Below are 13,692 nucleotides of genomic sequence, written 5' to 3'. Positions count from 1 at the left end.
TCAGTATAAGATGCACTTAAGTTACTTAAACCACATGCTGCAAGCATTATCAGGAGATTGCCATGTCGACCGGTGGGATAACAGCCAGCGACCCGCACAGCGATAGTGCCCTGTATACGGCGCTGGCCCTGGTCATGGACATGGACCCGGCGCTGGTAGACATCGTTGCCCTGTCGCTGCGGGTATCGCTGAGCGCGGTGCTGACCGCTGCACTGATCGGCCTGCCACTGGGGGCCGCCCTGGCACTCTGGCGCCTGCCTGGACGCGGGGTGGTGATCGTGGCCCTCAATGCGCTCATGGGCCTGCCGCCAGTGGTGGCCGGGCTCGGCGTTTACCTGCTGCTGTCGCGGGCCGGCCCGCTGGGAGAGCTAGGGCTGCTGTTCACCCCCAGTGCCATGATCATCGCGCAGGTGGTGCTGGTGCTGCCGATCATCGCCGCCCTGGCCCGCCAACTGGTCGAGGAGCTTTGGGGCGAATACCAGGAGCAACTCTATTCGTTCGGACTGAGCAGAGTCCGCGCCATCCCTACCCTGCTGTGGGATGCGCGCTTTGGCCTGATCACCGTTGTGCTGGCCGGTTTCGGCCGCGCCAGCGCCGAGGTCGGCGCGGTATTGATTGTCGGCGGCAACATCGATGGGGTAACGCGGGTGATGACCACCGCCATTGCCCTCGAGACCAGCAAGGGCAACCTGCCGCTGGCCCTGGGGCTGGGGATCGTGCTGCTGAGCCTGGTGGCACTGGTCAACGGCGCCGCCTACGTCATCGGTGAAGCCGCCAGGAGACGACTGGGATGACCGACATGAGCATGGCCATGGACATCCAGGAGGCACCCGCAAGGCTGAAGCTCGACGCAGTGAGCTTCGAGCATCGCGGCCAAACCCTGCTCGAGGACGTGAGCCTCACGCTCTCGACCAGCGGCAAGACCCTGATCATGGGCCCCAACGGCGCCGGCAAGAGCCTGCTGATGCGCCTGGCCCACGGGCTTCTGCAACCCAGCCGCGGCCAAGTGCAATGGCCGGCGGGTCAGCCGCGCCAGGCCATGGTCTTCCAGCGCCCGGTGCTATTGCGTCGTTCGGCGCTCGCCAACCTGACCTACACCCTGAAGATCAACGCCGTGCCTCGCGCCAAGCGTCGTGCCCTCGCCCATGAGGCACTGGAGCACTTCGGCCTTGCCGCCGTGGCCAAACGCCCGGCAAGGGTGCTGTCCGGCGGCGAACAACAGCGCCTGGCGCTGGCCAGGGCCTGGCTGATCAATCCCGAGGTGCTGTTCCTGGACGAGCCGACCGCAGCGCTGGACCCCGCCGCCATCAAGGCAGTGGAAGACGCCATCGCGGACTTCCATCGTCGCGGCACCCGTATCGTCATGACCAGCCACGACCTTCATCAGGCGCGTCGCCTGGCCGATGAGGTGATCTTTCTGTGCAACGGCCGACTGGTCGAGCACAGCAAGGCCGAGACCTTCTTCTCGGCTGCACGCAGCGCGGAGGCCCGAGCCTTCGTGAAAGGAGAACTGGTGTGGTGACTCGCTCGCTCGAGCCACGCCAACTGTTGTCATTACTATAAGGAATGCTCGTATGCGCTATCGGATCCTCAGCCTCGCCGCCCTCGGCCTGATCGGCAGCACCCTTTCTGCTGCTGCCCTGGCCCAGGACGATGCCCCCTTCATCACCCTGGCATCGACCACCTCCACCGAGCAGTCGGGCCTGTTCGACTCGATTCTGCCCAAGTTCAAGGAAGAGAGCGGCATCGACGTGCGCGTGGTCGCGGTAGGTACCGGCCAGGCCTTCGAGATCGCTCGCCGTGGCGACGCCGACAGCCTGCTGGTGCATGACACCTCCGGCGAAGAACGCTTCGTCGCCGAAGGCTATGGCAGCGAACGCCAGAACGTCATGTACAACGACTTCGTGATTCTGGGCCCGGACAGCGACCCCGCCGGCGTGCGCGATGCCAAGAACGTCGAGGAAGCCCTGACTAAAATCGCCGAAGCCGAAGCGCCCTTCGCCTCGCGCGGCGATGACAGCGGCACCAACCGCGCCGAACTGCGCCTGTGGGAAGCCGCCGACATCCAGCCGAGCGGCGAATGGTACCGGGAGCTGGGCAGCGGCATGGGCCCCACCCTCAACACCGCGGCCGGCATGGACGCCTATGTGATGTCTGACCGCGCCACCTGGGTCGCCTTCCAGAACCCGCAGAACCTGGCCATCGTCTTCGAAGGCGACGAAGCCCTGTTCAACCAGTACGGCAGCATCCTGATCAGCGAGGAACGCTTCCCGGACCTCAAGCACGATCTGGCCAAGCAGTGGCATGAGTGGCTGCTGTCGCAAGACGGCCAGGAAGCGATCGCCGACTACCGCGTCGATGGCCAGCAGCTGTTCTTCCCCAACGCCGACGGCTCCTGATGGCCGAGGCCTGACACGACAAGCTGTGAAACAGCGATTATCGGGCGCCCAGCGAGGCGCCCGATGTCGTTTCAGGGGCTCGGGCTGCAACCTTGGTCTATCCGTCGCAACCTTCACTTTACGTTAACGTAAACCAAGCCTAGGCTAGTCGTATAAAGCGACACTGATATCCAATCAAGCGCCGCGCGGTGGCCTGTCGATCTTTATCGCCGCCGCCTGGCAACGACCTGCCCGGGAGCCACGCCATGCATACCCCCTATCAGCCCCTCGACTTTGGCCTCGATGAGACGATGGTCATGCTGCGCGATCAGGTGAACGCCTTCGCCCGCGACGAGATCGCCCCCCGCGCCGCCGAGATCGATGAAAAGAACGAGTTCCCCAACGACCTGTGGCAGAAATTCGGCGACATGGGCCTGCTCGGCATCACCGTGTCCGAAGAAGACGGTGGCAGCGGCATGGGCTATCTGGCGCACTGCATCGCCGTGGAAGAAATCTCCCGGGCCAGTGCATCGGTGGGGCTGTCCTATGGGGCGCATTCCAACCTGTGCGTCAACCAATTGAAGATCAATGGCAGTGCCGAGCAGAAGGCCAAGTACCTGCCCAAGCTGATCAGCGGCGAGCACGTCGGCGCGCTGGCGATGTCCGAGCCGGGTGCCGGATCGGATGTGGTGTCGATGAAGCTGCGCGCCCGCCGCGACGGCGACCACTACGTGCTCAACGGCAACAAGATGTGGATCACCAACGGCCCCGACGCCAATGTACTGGTGGTCTACGCCAAGACCGACCCGGACGCCGGTTCCAAGGGCATTACCGCCTTCATCATCGAGAAGGACTTCCCCGGTTTCTCGACCGCCCAGAAGCTCGACAAGCTCGGCATGCGCGGCTCCAACACCTGCGAGCTGGTATTTCAGGATTGCCGCGTGCCGGCCGAGAACGTGCTGGGTGAGGAAGGCCGTGGCGTCAAGGTGCTGATGAGCGGGCTGGATTATGAGCGCACCGTACTCGCCGCCGGCCCCATCGGCATCATGCAGGCGGCTCTCGACGTGGTGGTGCCCTACGTCCATGAACGCAAGCAGTTCGACCAAGCCATCGGCGAGTTCCAGCTCGTGCAGGGCAAGATCGCCGACATGTACACCACCCTGAGTGCCTGCCGCGCCTATCTGTATGCAGTGGCCGCCGGCTGCGACCGCGGCCAGACCTCGCGCAAGGACTCCGCCGGGGTGATTCTCTACTGCGCCGAGAAGGCCACCCAGGTGGCGCTCGATGCCATCCAACTGCTCGGTGGCAATGGCTACATCAACGAATACCCCACCGGGCGCCTGCTGCGCGACGCCAAGCTGTACGAGATCGGCGCCGGCACCAGCGAGATTAGGCGCATGTTGATCGGCCGCGAGATCTTTAACGAATCGGCCTAAACAAGACATAAGAGTGAAGAAGGAAGAAGGAAGAAGGAAGAAGGAAGAAGGAAGAAGGAAGTACAGATTTTCGTTTTCCCTTCCCTCTTCAAGGCACGAAGTGCCGCCTTCCCTCTTACGACTCTGCCAATCCCAGCACCTCGCGTGCCGAGCCACGCGAGCCAGCTCAGGAACCGAAATATGTCCATCCTGACGTCCCAGATCAATCCGCGCAGCGAGGTCTTCCAGGCCAACGAGGCGGCGATGCGCGAGACGGTCACTTCCCTCAAGGAACTGACCGCGACCCTGGCCCAGGGCGGCGGCGACAAGGCCCGAGCCCGCCACGAATCCCGCGGCAAGCTGTACGTGCGCGACCGTATCGACCACCTGCTCGACGAAGGCTCGCCTTTCCTGGAGCTTTCCGCGCTGGCCGCCTATAACGTCTACGATACGCCGCTGCCCGCCGCCGGCGTGATCACCGGCATCGGCCGGGTCAGCGGCGTCGAGTGTGTGATCGTCGCTAACGACGCTACCGTCAAGGGCGGCACCTATCACCCGCTGACCGTCAAGAAGCACCTGCGCGCTCAGGAAGTGGCCCGCAAGCATCGCCTGCCCTGCATTTATCTCGTCGACTCCGGCGGCGCCTACCTGCCCGAGCAGGACGAAGTCTTTCCCGACCACGACGACTTCGGGCGCATCTTCTACAACCAGGCCACCCTCTCCGCCGCCGGCATTCCGCAAATCGCGGTGGTAATGGGCTCCTGCACCGCCGGCGGCGCCTATGTGCCGGCGATGGCCGACGAGTCGATCATCGTCAAGGGCCAGGGCACCATCTTCCTCGGCGGCCCACCGCTGGTGAAGGCGGCCACCGGCGAGACCATCAGCGCCGAAGACCTGGGTGGTGCCGACGTGCACTGCAAGGTCAGCGGCGTGGCCGATCACTATGCCGACAACGATGCCCATGCGCTGCAAATCGCCCGGCGCGCCGTCTCGCGGCTCAACTGGCAGAAGCGCGGCCAGCTCGCGCTCAGGGAGTCTCGCCCACCGCGACTCGACCCCGCCGAGCTTTACGGCATCGTCGGCACCGACCTCAAGAAGCCCTATGACGTTCGCGAGGTAATAGGACGGCTGGTCGACGACTCCGACTTCGACGAATTCAAGCGCTACTACGGCGACACCCTGATCACCGGCTTCGCCCACCTCCACGGCCACCCGGTAGGCATCGTCGCCAACAACGGCGTGCTGTTCTCGGAGTCCGCCGTCAAGGGCGCCCACTTCATCGAGCTGTGCGCCCAGCGCAAGATCCCGCTGGTGTTCCTGCAGAACATCACCGGCTTCATGGTCGGCTCCAAGTACGAGCAGGAAGGCATCGCCAAGCACGGTGCCAAACTAGTTACTGCAGTGGCCTGTGCTCAGGTCCCCAAGTTCACCGTGCTGATCGGCGGCAGCTTCGGCGCCGGTAACTACGGCATGTGTGGCCGGGCCTATGACCCCAACCTGCTGTTCATGTGGCCGAATGCGCGCATTTCGGTGATGGGCGGCGAACAGGCCGCCAACGTGCTGGCCCAAGTGCGAAGAGATCAGCTCAAGCGCGACCAGCCCGAGCAGGACGGCCGCGAGTGGAGCAAGGATGAAGAAGAGGCCTTCAAGGCCCCCATCCGCGAGCAGTACGAGCACCAGGGCCACCCCTATTACGCCAGCGCCCGGCTGTGGGACGACGGCGTGATCGACCCGTTGCAGACCCGCGACGTCCTCGGCCTGGCACTGGCTGCGGCCATGAATGCCGAGATCGACGACACCCGCTTCGGTGTTTTCAGGATGTAGGCCCCTTGCTACGCAAGGGAGCCGGAAGCTTGAAGCTCTAAGCTGGAAGTCTCTTCCCAACGCTTCGGCTACAGGTTATCGGAAGTTCTTCCAGCTTCCAGGCGCGAAGAGCCGCTCTTCCAGCTTCAAGCTTTGTTAACGAGGCCCCAGATGTCAGATATCACCTCCTACTCAAGACTCGAGATAGATGCCCGCGGCGTGGCCTGGCTGACGCTGGACCGCCCGGCGGTGCTCAATGCCTTCGATGACCACCTGATCGGCGAGCTCAACGCGCATCTCGACAGGGTCGCGATCGCCGCCGAACGCAGCGAGGTCCGCGCCCTGGTGCTGCGCTCAGAGGGCAAGCACTTCTCGGCCGGCGCCGATCTCGGCTGGATGAAGCGCATGGTCGACTATTCACTGGAAGACAACCTAACGGACTCCCGCGAGCTCTCGCGGCTGATGCACGGCCTCGATACCCTGCCCTGCCCCACGCTCTGCCGGGTGCAGGGAGCCGCCTTCGGCGGTGCCGTGGGTCTCGCTGCCTGCTGCGATCTGGTGATCGCCTCCGAGAAGGCCAAGTTCTGCCTCTCCGAAGTCAAGATCGGCCTGGCACCTGCAGTGATCAGCCCCTATGTGCAGCGCGCCATCGGCGCACGCCAGATGCGCCGCTACGCCTTGACCGCCGAGGTCATGCCGGCCGATACAGCAGAGCGGCTGGGGCTCGTCCACCAGGTCACCGAGCCGGATGCCCTGGACGACGCCGTATCGGCGATGCTCGACACCCTGCTCACCGCCTCGCCCCAGGCGCAGCGCGCCACCAAGGCGCTGCTGGCAACGGTCGGCCGCGACCCCGACAGTGACACCACCCGCGAGCGCTGCTGCCGCGTGATCGGCCAGTTGCGGGTCAGCGATGAAGGCCAGGAAGGCCTCGCCGCCTTCTTCGACAAGCGCACGCCGCACTGGGCCCAACTCCCCAAGGATTCGACGTCATGAGCTCTCTCACGCCTCACCAGAGCACACCCTTTTCCAAGGTCCTGATTGCCAACCGCGGCGAGATCGCTTGCCGGGTGATGCGCAGTGCCCGCGCCATGGGGATCGCCACCGTGGCCGTCTACTCCGATGCCGATGCCAACGCCCGACACGTGCGCGAGGCCGACGAGGCTGTGCGCATCGGCCCGGCGGCCGCCCGTGACAGCTACCTGAAGGTGGATGCCGTACTCGACGCCGCCAAGCGCACCGGCGCCGGCGCCATCCACCCGGGCTATGGCTTTCTTTCCGAGAACGCCGATTTCGTCACCGCCTGCGCCGAGGCCGGCATCGTTTTCATCGGCCCACCCGCCTCCGCCATCTCGGCGATGGGCGATAAATCCGCCGCCAAGGCCCGTATGCACCAGGCCGGCGTGCCGCTGGTGCCCGGCTATCATGGCGACGACCAAGGCGATGAGCTACTGCGCGCCGAGGCCGACCAGATCGGCTATCCGGTGCTGCTCAAGGCCAGCGCCGGCGGCGGTGGCAAGGGCATGCGAGTGGTCGAATCCAGTGACGGCTTTCAAGCCGCCCTGGACGGCTGCCGCCGCGAGTCCCAGGCCGCCTTCGGCGACCAGCGCATGCTGATCGAGAAATACCTGACTCAGCCGCGTCACGTCGAAGTGCAGGTGTTCTGCGACCGCTACGGCAATGGCGTCTATCTGTTCGAGCGCGACTGCAGCGTGCAGCGCCGCCACCAGAAGGTACTGGAAGAGGCCCCCGCCCCAGGCATGAGCGAGGCCCTGCGCCGAGAGATGGGCGAAGCCGCCGTGCGCGCCGCCCAGGAGATCGGCTATGTGGGTGCCGGCACCGTCGAGTTCCTGCTGGACGCTTCACCGAGCTCTTCACAAGAACAAGACGGCCGCTTCTACTTCATGGAGATGAACACCCGTTTGCAGGTCGAACACCCGGTCACCGAGATGATCACCGGTCAGGATCTGGTCGCCTGGCAGCTCAAGGTCGCCATGGGCGACGCCCTACCCTGCACTCAGGACGAGCTAGCCATTCGCGGTCACAGCTTCGAGGCGCGCCTATACGCCGAGGACCCGGCCCAGGACTTCCTGCCCGCCACCGGTCACCTCGAACACGTCGGGCTGGACCTGGTCGGCGCCGGCCTCGATCCTCTTCAGGTGCGGCTCGATAGCGGCGTGGAGAGCGGTGATGAAGTGTCGATGCACTACGACCCCATGCTCGCCAAGCTGATCGTGCATGGCGATGACCGCAGCCAGGCGCTTGCCACCCTCAATCGGGCGCTGGCCGCACTGGATGTACGCGGCGTGGTCACCAATCGCGCCTTCCTGCAGCGCCTAGCGAGCCACCCGGACTTCCAGGCAGCAAAGCTCGATACCCGCTTCATCGAACACCACCACGACGACCTGTTCGAGGTACGCGAACCCAACGCCGAGGACTACGCCAGCGCCGCCCTGGTGGCGCTTGACCAACTGGGTCGCGAGGGCGCGAGCGACTCCCCCTGGGACCGCCATGATGGCTTCCGCCTCAACGCTGACTACCGCATTCGCGTGGCGCTGGGCGCTTCCCGAGCGCCCGATGCCGAGCCGGTCATCGTCGACGGCAGCCGTCCTCATGACGGTGCTCCCTGGCGGCTTAGCATCCAGGGCAAGACGCTTTCGGCCAGCCTGCAGCGGCTGAATGGCGACGCCGTGGCGGTGACCCTCGATGGCCACCGTCGTCGCCTGCTCGCCAGCCTCGACGGCAACGCCATCGTGCTCGCCGATACTCAAGGCGAGACTCGCCTCGACTGGCTGCGCGCCGATGCCGTCGATCACGGCCAGCACGAAGCCGAATCGACCCTCACCGCGCCCATGCACGGCACAGTGGTCGCGTTACTAGTGGAACCCGGCGCCCCAGTCGAGAAAGGCATGCCGCTAATGGTGATGGAAGCCATGAAGATGGAGCACACCCTGAGCGCCCCCGCGGATGGCCAGGTAGCCAGCTTCCTGTTCGCGGCCGGCGACACCGTCGGCCAAGGCGAGGTACTGCTGGAATTCACCGTCGACGCATAACCGTCCCGCGCAATGGCGAGCGGCGCCGACGACAGGTCGAAGCGGAGGTCCTCTGCCAGGGATGGCAGAGGTAGCGCCCGGGGAGGGGGTCATCGCGCCTTCGCCGAGACCTGGCGCTGGGCTAGCCGCGACCACGACAGGAGAGAACAGATGGCATTCCCCCAATCCGTCCGGCTGGTCGAGGTCGGCGCTCGCGACGGCCTGCAGAATGAGCCAGAACCGGTCAGCACCGAAACCAAGCTCGAACTGATTGACCGGCTCGGCGCCGCCGGCCTTCGCCATATCGAAGCGGCAAGCTTCGTCTCGCCCAAATGGGTGCCTCAAATGGCCGACCACCGCGAGGTAATCACCGGACTCAAACGTCGCGATGGCGTTGTCTACTCGGCGCTGACACCTAATCTCAAGGGGCTGGAAGCGGCACTCCAGTGCGGCGTGGACGAAGTGGCAGTATTCGGTGCCGCCAGCGAGTCCTTCTCGCAGAAGAACATCAACTGCTCGGTAAGTGAATCGCTCGAGCGTTTCGCCCCGGTACTCGACCGCGCCAAAGCCGCGAATGTGCGCGTGCGCGGCTATGTGTCCTGCGTGCTTGGCTGCCCCTATGAAGGCGAGATCGCTCCCGCCAAGGTCGCCGAAGTGGCAAAAGCACTTTATGAGATGGGCTGCTACGAGGTGTCGCTGGGTGACACCATCGGCACCGGCACACCGCTCAAGGCCAAGCGAATGCTCGAGGCCGTGGCGCGGGACATCCCCATGGCGAACCTCGGCGCCCACTTCCACGATACCTACGGCCAGGCGCTCGCCAATCTCTATGCTGTACTCGAAGAAGGCATCGCCGTGATCGACAGCTCCGTGGCCGGCCTAGGCGGCTGCCCTTATGCCAAAGGCGCCTCCGGTAACGTCGCGAGCGAAGACGTCATCTACCTGCTCAACGGCCTGGGGATCGACAGCGGCATCGACCTGAGCGACCTGGCCGCGACCGGCACCTGGATCACTCAAACGATTGGGCGGCCCAATCGCTCCAAGGTCGGTGTCGCCATCGCCGCTCAGTGACCAAAGCGACGTCACAACAGCGCAGAAAACGAAAAAGCCCCCGAGCCAGCTCATTTGCTGGCTTGGGGGCTTTGCGTTGTGACAGCTATGTATCCTTGGTAGAGAATTACCACCGTATTAAGCGGCGCCCGACTAGGGTATTCGGTGAGCAACCGCCAGGACCGAAACGAACTAGAATGATGGACTATGTGCTACCCGAAGAAACAGCCATTCTCGTCAGCACTCACGATAGCAAAGAATTCCTCAATGGAGCGTGACTCAGGTGCTGGTGTATACGAATGCCACTTTAGATCGCTGCGCATCCAGTAGATTTTCCAGCGTTGAGACTTCTTGACGTAGGTCGCCTTTGCTACTGGCGACTCAACATTCGTGGACGGCTCCCAGAATTGAGGGCGAATCTCGACAATCTGGACGCTTTGACCAGAAACTCGAACGACTAGATCTAATTTGGGCCGTATCTCGACTGGTGGCCTCTGAGCTTCTAAAAATTCAGAAACGGCCCGCTCAACGCTCTTTGCTTCTAACTCACTAAATGTCATGTCAATCCTCTATGGAAACGCCTACATAACGCCCGGCTTTAGGGCGGACTTGTAGCCGCGCAGCGGCGGAAAGGCCGTCCCAGCCCCGAAGGGGCGATAACAGCCGTTTGTTAGCCTTTTTCTTGGACATGGGAAATGTCCTCAATATTGCCGATACTGACCACGAAGTTTTCTAGATTCCGCTCCCTAGTAGGGGGCAGCCAAACGTACCTCCACTCAAACTGGAACATATATTCATTGGGTTTTCTAAACAGCGCACCATATTCATGCTGCTTCATTCCGTATGCAATACCTGCATTCAACGCCTGCCAATTTGGCAAAACCTCTGCGACTGCATGATTCAAGCGTTTAGTAAACTCTACGCGATCTTGAATTGCGATGTATCCTTCAGAACCCAAGAATAGATCGTAATTGATTTTGCTTTTTTGTGTGGAAAAGCAGAGCATGTAGTAGTCAGTTTCAGTTGAGCAGCTTACGTTAATACTCGATTTGAGACGAATTTCCTTTCCTGTAGAAGCGTGTATTACCTTTGCTCGACTGGAGTCAACGTCAAAACTGCGATCAATTTCGTTGTCTTGTCGTTCTGTGTCGCCTTCTATCCCATTAATATAGGAGGCTGATACCAATCTAAACTCACCGAGCCGCAAAGAACGGTCGAGCCACTTTAACTCGGAAAACCGATAAAGGACATTCGTTTCAGCAGGTCTCAATTTGCTCTCCTAGAATGCGGTAAGGCTAACGCCTTGCTCACCCGAAAATTAGGAGCGTAGCGAGTAATTTTCCGTGTGTAGCAATTTGTTATGCCTTTTTGACGCGCCGCTTCACCTCAAGCCTGTCGAGGATGTCGTCCGAGAAATAATATTCGACACATTCCTTAAAATAGTGGGCATTTTCTACTGAGGAGAACTTAAGGATTAACGGATCACGAGTTTGAAACTCATCGTTTGTTAATCCAGAAATCGCCCCCCACCCCTCAATTGAACACATCAACCCTCGAAGAATACTTGAAACTTCGCCTTTATCATCGTTCCTTATACGACTCATATCGATTCTGATTCTTGGTGTGTAGTCCTTCTCGAATAACTCTGTGACCTTCATAGTGTCTCCAATTGTTTACTCGGCATAACGACCAAAACAGCGGCGCATTTATGCGTCCGCCTGCTTTTGCTTGTTATGCATTATTTTTACCCACTGACAAATAGACTAAAAAACTAGCAAAGGAAACAATTAAGGGGGCTTGAAGCAATACTTTTGCCAATGGTATGAGATCTTTTTGTCCACTAAGACCCACAAGAATACCAAGCACCATTATGGGATAACCCATTATTATTACTAATATGGAAATCAATAACCTTTTTCTGCGCAGATTGTGACGTGACTTACTAAAAATAAGCACGTGTACGCCAATAACTAAGATTGCTAAAAAAGATTCAATACCCATTTATTATCCGATACCGACAATTTTACTGAACTAATGATGCATAACGCCGGCATAACGGGCCGGTTTGGAGCGGCAGCGGAAAACCGGTCCCGTTGATGCATTGGTTATGTTTCGTTGTTGCGATTCACCTTACATGGACGAAGCCTTATCAATGCCTTATGTGCACATTGACCACACTCCGCAGTCAGCGATTGATCCATTCTGAGAGATTCAACCAGCTTTGCCGGAATATCCACAGTTGTGCCACAGCCATCACAGGGAAATGATATTTGTCGCCGCCCAAATTCAATACCCTGTTCACTTATCTTCAGCAGATAGCTTTCTTGGCAGGATTCTGAACTGCAGCTTGCCACCATGCCGTCATATACAAGCCCCACTTTTCTTTTGATTTTCGCGCCGCAGCCGTGACACTCACAAGAAACTTCGGGCCCAGGGCTAGAAGTTAGAAGGTTGCCTTTCGCAACCTGCCTAAATAGATGTAGGGCTTTTTCAACCTTTTTTTTAATACTTTCAGGGTTCCCGTAGACTGATAGATCATCAGCTTTGCTTTTCGGGATTTGAACATGAAGAGCTGCACCAGAGAGGGAATTCCAAAGCCTGCCAATTTTTTTAATATCTAGGCCAGTCTGAGTGCCAACTTCGATATATTCAAAGTTTTCATAATCACCAACTGATTGCGGCGGATTATCGGGATCTATGGGGGTATTAGACACAGAAAGTTTTAAAGGTGTCGCCGCTAACTCGTTGGCTTCTTGTATTACCTGCTGCACAACATCCTTTGGCTGCCATTTGCGCAGATCGGAATATGAGGTATCCCCATATGCGATCCGAAGCCGCTCGTAACAAATCAGCTCAATCGTAAAACGACACTCAAGCGCAGCATACGTGAGGCTGCTGATTGATCCCTCGTCAAGCAGCTCTTCAATCTTTTCTATTCGTGGTCGAATATCCTTCATTAAGCTTTGCTTACCTTGGGATCTCTAGAAACATAACGCCACGCATAACGGGCCGATTTGTGGAGCGGCAGCGTAACAAAGCGGTCCCGTTGATGCGCTTGTTATGTGCTATTGCCGCCCCCTGGATGGCTACACTATTAAAAACCCAACCTCCTTAATCTCTTTATTTACTTCTTTTATATGATAACTTGCCAAATATTCACCAGAGACTTTATTGCTAGTTTGTTTCCAGTACACCAACGCCATGTCTTCTCGGCGTAAAACCCCAAGTATTTCTCTTTCAGGATTCAGTGACGTTAACAATCTAGACTCTTTCCACTGCCTTTCGACACTCTTTCTATTTTCAGGGTCATTAGCTTCTTCGTCGGTTTGGTATTGAGAGAACAAACTCCAGTCCTTTTTATTGGACGCATTAACAACGTCGTCGATCATTGGCTCAACAATTTCAATTATTTCTTTATCTGACTTATCCGTGATAGCCATTCTTAACCGCCTCCATTCGTGGAATAGAAAATAGCTTATCGCATAAATGCTTTACACATAACAGTGATTAGACAGCACGCTCGTTTATTCACTTGAACGCGCTGGCTCGTTCAACAGTATTATCGTGCCTACCAGATCCCACCTAACCCGTTGATAAAAAAGGTTTCTCAAAAAAACCCGGCTACCCATGCAGAATTCGCGCGCTTGCGCATTTTGCCAGACACAATAATACTGTACAAACATGGCTCTTCACTTATCAGTGTGGGTTAGGAGCCATTGGCAGTCCGCCATAGTGAAAAAGGATTGCCCGCTTGAACCTCTCCTTGCTTCGGAATCCTCTGGCTCGGACTTTCAAGGTTCGAACTTGGCCGTTGATAGCTTCCGCCAAGCCATTGGAGGCGCGAAACCGCATGGCGTTCAGAATGCCAAATAGCTTGGTTTCGATCTGATTGGCTGCTGAGGCCAAAGCTCGAACGTCAGTTAGCCGAGCCATGTGAATCCATTCCTGCCAGGCCGCACGAGCCCCTTTTACCCGGTAGCCCTGCCAGATGTCTCGTGCCTTTTCTTTGAGGTA

General features: G+C 59.3%; 15 protein-coding genes. 8 read left to right on the top strand and 7 right to left on the bottom strand.

Annotated features, from left to right (window positions below; all coding sequences use genetic code 11):
* Positions 1-62 precede the first annotated feature (62 nt).
* The 8 genes from BLR71_RS16825 to BLR71_RS16790 all read left to right on the top strand — a co-directional run bounded on the left by BLR71_RS16825 (position 63) and on the right by BLR71_RS16790 (position 9,699).
* Positions 63-794, top strand: coding sequence for an ABC transporter permease (locus tag BLR71_RS16825; RefSeq protein ID WP_092528935.1), 732 nt, complete (start codon positions 63-65; stop codon positions 792-794).
* Complete coding sequence (locus tag BLR71_RS16820; RefSeq protein WP_245696581.1) at positions 791-1,522, top strand: ATP-binding cassette domain-containing protein; 732 nt, start codon at positions 791-793, stop codon at positions 1,520-1,522. Before BLR71_RS16825 ends, BLR71_RS16820 begins: the two co-directional genes overlap by 4 nt.
* Positions 1,523-1,574: 52 nt before the next feature.
* Entirely contained in the window at positions 1,575-2,399 is an 825-nt protein-coding gene (locus BLR71_RS16815) for an ABC transporter substrate-binding protein (protein ID WP_092528933.1), read from the top strand.
* 245 nt (positions 2,400-2,644) lie between these two features.
* Positions 2,645-3,814 carry an isovaleryl-CoA dehydrogenase gene (locus BLR71_RS16810; RefSeq protein WP_092528931.1) on the top strand — a complete coding sequence of 390 codons (1,170 nt, stop codon included), beginning with the start codon at positions 2,645-2,647 and terminating at the stop codon, positions 3,812-3,814.
* A 180-nt stretch (positions 3,815-3,994) separates the two neighbouring features.
* Positions 3,995-5,617: a carboxyl transferase domain-containing protein gene (locus BLR71_RS16805; RefSeq protein WP_092528929.1), complete on the top strand. Its 1,623-nt coding sequence runs from the start codon at positions 3,995-3,997 to the stop codon at positions 5,615-5,617.
* A gap of 150 nt (positions 5,618-5,767) precedes the next feature.
* Entirely contained in the window at positions 5,768-6,592 is an 825-nt protein-coding gene (locus tag BLR71_RS16800) for an enoyl-CoA hydratase-related protein (RefSeq protein ID WP_092528927.1), read from the top strand.
* Entirely contained in the window at positions 6,589-8,649 is a 2,061-nt protein-coding gene (locus BLR71_RS16795) for an acetyl/propionyl/methylcrotonyl-CoA carboxylase subunit alpha (RefSeq protein WP_092528925.1), read from the top strand. Before BLR71_RS16800 ends, BLR71_RS16795 begins: the two co-directional genes overlap by 4 nt.
* Before the next feature lie 150 nt (positions 8,650-8,799).
* Positions 8,800-9,699, top strand: coding sequence for a hydroxymethylglutaryl-CoA lyase (locus tag BLR71_RS16790; protein ID WP_092528923.1), 900 nt, complete (start codon positions 8,800-8,802; stop codon positions 9,697-9,699).
* Between the two features lie 191 nt (positions 9,700-9,890).
* Here BLR71_RS16790 and BLR71_RS16785 read toward each other — a convergent pair whose 3' ends face one another.
* The 7 genes from BLR71_RS16785 to BLR71_RS16765 form a co-directional block, all read right to left on the bottom strand.
* Positions 9,891-10,238: a DUF3024 domain-containing protein gene (locus BLR71_RS16785; RefSeq protein WP_092528921.1), complete on the bottom strand. Its 348-nt coding sequence runs from the start codon at positions 10,236-10,238 to the stop codon at positions 9,891-9,893.
* Positions 10,239-10,348: 110 nt separating this feature from the next.
* Positions 10,349-10,948 carry a hypothetical protein gene (locus BLR71_RS17555; RefSeq protein ID WP_139172674.1) on the bottom strand — a complete coding sequence of 200 codons (600 nt, stop codon included), beginning with the start codon at positions 10,946-10,948 and terminating at the stop codon, positions 10,349-10,351.
* An 88-nt stretch (positions 10,949-11,036) separates the two neighbouring features.
* Positions 11,037-11,336 (bottom strand): hypothetical protein, encoded by a 300-nt coding sequence (locus tag BLR71_RS16775; RefSeq protein ID WP_092528917.1) that lies wholly within the window; start codon positions 11,334-11,336, stop codon positions 11,037-11,039.
* A gap of 73 nt (positions 11,337-11,409) precedes the next feature.
* Positions 11,410-11,679, bottom strand: a complete 270-nt coding sequence (locus tag BLR71_RS17550; protein ID WP_139172672.1) for a hypothetical protein — start codon at positions 11,677-11,679, stop codon at positions 11,410-11,412.
* A gap of 104 nt (positions 11,680-11,783) precedes the next feature.
* Positions 11,784-12,635, bottom strand: coding sequence for a hypothetical protein (locus tag BLR71_RS17545; protein WP_139172670.1), 852 nt, complete (start codon positions 12,633-12,635; stop codon positions 11,784-11,786).
* A 129-nt stretch (positions 12,636-12,764) separates the two neighbouring features.
* Positions 12,765-13,118, bottom strand: a complete 354-nt coding sequence (locus tag BLR71_RS16770) for a hypothetical protein (RefSeq protein ID WP_092528915.1) — start codon at positions 13,116-13,118, stop codon at positions 12,765-12,767.
* 256 nt (positions 13,119-13,374) lie between these two features.
* A partial coding sequence (locus BLR71_RS16765; RefSeq protein ID WP_139172668.1) for a transposase occupies positions 13,375-13,692 on the bottom strand: 318 nt, incomplete at its 5' end.

The organism is Onishia taeanensis (assembly GCF_900100755.1).
GTDB lineage: Bacteria > Pseudomonadota > Gammaproteobacteria > Pseudomonadales > Halomonadaceae > Onishia > Onishia taeanensis.
The sequence above is the reverse complement of the archived record's forward strand: the minus strand, read 5'-3'. Positions and strand labels throughout refer to the sequence as shown.

Coding starts and splice junctions, on each gene's coding strand:
- BLR71_RS16825 (WP_092528935.1), top strand. CDS start 63: ATGTCGACCGGTGGGATAACAGCCAGCGACCCGCACAGCGATAGTGCC.
- BLR71_RS16820 (WP_245696581.1), top strand. CDS start 791: ATGACCGACATGAGCATGGCCATGGACATCCAGGAGGCACCCGCAAGG.
- BLR71_RS16815 (WP_092528933.1), top strand. CDS start 1,575: ATGCGCTATCGGATCCTCAGCCTCGCCGCCCTCGGCCTGATCGGCAGC.
- BLR71_RS16810 (WP_092528931.1), top strand. CDS start 2,645: ATGCATACCCCCTATCAGCCCCTCGACTTTGGCCTCGATGAGACGATG.
- BLR71_RS16805 (WP_092528929.1), top strand. CDS start 3,995: ATGTCCATCCTGACGTCCCAGATCAATCCGCGCAGCGAGGTCTTCCAG.
- BLR71_RS16800 (WP_092528927.1), top strand. CDS start 5,768: ATGTCAGATATCACCTCCTACTCAAGACTCGAGATAGATGCCCGCGGC.
- BLR71_RS16795 (WP_092528925.1), top strand. CDS start 6,589: ATGAGCTCTCTCACGCCTCACCAGAGCACACCCTTTTCCAAGGTCCTG.
- BLR71_RS16790 (WP_092528923.1), top strand. CDS start 8,800: ATGGCATTCCCCCAATCCGTCCGGCTGGTCGAGGTCGGCGCTCGCGAC.
- BLR71_RS16785 (WP_092528921.1), bottom strand. CDS start 10,238: ATGACATTTAGTGAGTTAGAAGCAAAGAGCGTTGAGCGGGCCGTTTCT.
- BLR71_RS16775 (WP_092528917.1), bottom strand. CDS start 11,336: ATGAAGGTCACAGAGTTATTCGAGAAGGACTACACACCAAGAATCAGA.
- BLR71_RS17550 (WP_139172672.1), bottom strand. CDS start 11,679: ATGGGTATTGAATCTTTTTTAGCAATCTTAGTTATTGGCGTACACGTG.
- BLR71_RS17545 (WP_139172670.1), bottom strand. CDS start 12,635: ATGAAGGATATTCGACCACGAATAGAAAAGATTGAAGAGCTGCTTGAC.
- BLR71_RS16770 (WP_092528915.1), bottom strand. CDS start 13,118: ATGGCTATCACGGATAAGTCAGATAAAGAAATAATTGAAATTGTTGAG.